This is a genomic window from Kitasatospora sp. MBT66 (assembly GCF_000710405.2).
Classification (GTDB): Bacteria; Actinomycetota; Actinomycetes; order Streptomycetales; family Streptomycetaceae; genus Kitasatospora; species Kitasatospora purpeofusca.
This window is the reverse complement of the sequence record NZ_JAIY01000015.1, coordinates 197,220-198,440: the sequence shown is the minus strand read 5'-3', so window position 1 is coordinate 198,440 and position 1,221 is coordinate 197,220. Positions and strand designations below refer to the sequence as shown.

At 73.9% G+C, this 1,221-nt stretch carries 2 protein-coding genes; both read left to right on the top strand.

Annotation, left to right across the window (positions count from 1 at the left end; all coding sequences use genetic code 11):
- Positions 1–367, top strand: a 367-nt coding sequence (locus tag BI06_RS36000) for a (2Fe-2S)-binding protein (protein ID WP_043475358.1), incomplete at its 5' end; no start/stop codon positions are given.
- Positions 364–1,221 (top strand): xanthine dehydrogenase family protein subunit M (locus tag BI06_RS47195; protein ID WP_233290425.1); only part of this gene is annotated, 858 nt, incomplete at its 3' end. The genes BI06_RS36000 and BI06_RS47195, both read left to right, overlap by 4 nt.

Genomic DNA, 1,221 nt, shown 5'->3' with positions numbered 1-1,221 from the left:
CGGCGTCAAGAAGGGCTGCGACCACGGGCAGTGCGGGGCGTGCACGGTGCTGCTGGACGGTCGGCGGGTGAACAGCTGTCTGGTCCTCGCCGTCACGGCGGACGGTTCCACGGTGACCACCGTCGAGGGCCTGGCGACCGGCGCCGACCTGCACCCCCTTCAGCAGGCGTTTCTCGACCACGACGCCTTCCAGTGCGGTTTCTGCACCCCCGGGCAGCTCTGCTCCGCCGTCGGACTGCTCGCCGAGGCGGACAGCATCGGCGAACCCCTCGACGAGGACGCGGTGCGCGAACGGATGAGCGGGAACATCTGCCGCTGCGGCGCCTACCCCCACATCGTGCGGGCGGTCCTGGAGGCAACACGGTGAAGGAGTTCGCCTACCTGCGGCCCAGCGACCCGGAGGATGCCGTGCGGCTGCTCACCGGCAGCCCCGGCGCCCGGTTCCTGGCCGGCGGCACCAACCTCGTCGACCTCATGAAGCTCGGTGTCGAGGAGCCGCACCTGCTCGTCGACCTGGGTCGGCTGTCGCTCGGTGACGTGGCGCCGACAGCCGACGGCGGCCTGCGTATCGGCGCCCTCGTCCCCAATGCCGACCTCGCGGCGGACCCGCTGGTCCGCAAGGCGTACCCGGTACTCGGCCAGGCGCTGCTCGCCGGCGCGTCCGGACAGCTCCGCAACCGGGCGACCACCGCCGGCAACCTGCTGCAACGCACCCGGTGCCTGTACTTCCAGGACGTCACCAAGCCCTGCAACAAACGCCGTCCGGGCAGCGGCTGCCCCGCGCGCGAGGGAGTGCACCGCGACCTGGCGGTACTGGGCGCCTCCGAGCACTGCGTCGCGACACACCCCTCGGACCTCGCGGTCGCCCTCGTCGCACTCGATGCCGACGTGGAGACCGTCGGTGCGGAGGGCGTCCGCACCCTCCCCGTCACCGACCTGCACCGGCTGCCCGGCGACCGGCCGCACGAGGAGCACCGGCTCCTGCCCGGCGAGTTGATCACCGCCGTCGTCCTGCCGCCCCCGGTGCCCGACGCGGTGTCCGCGTACCGGAAGGTACGGGACCGCGCCTCGTTCGCGTTCGCCCTCGCCTCCGCGGCCGGCGTCCTGGCGGTGCGCGGCGGTCGGGTGGCCCATGTGGCGCTCGCCCTCGGCGGGCTCGCCCCGAAACCCTGGCGGGCCCGGGTTGCCGAGCAGCGGCTGGCGGGCGCTCCGGCGGACGAG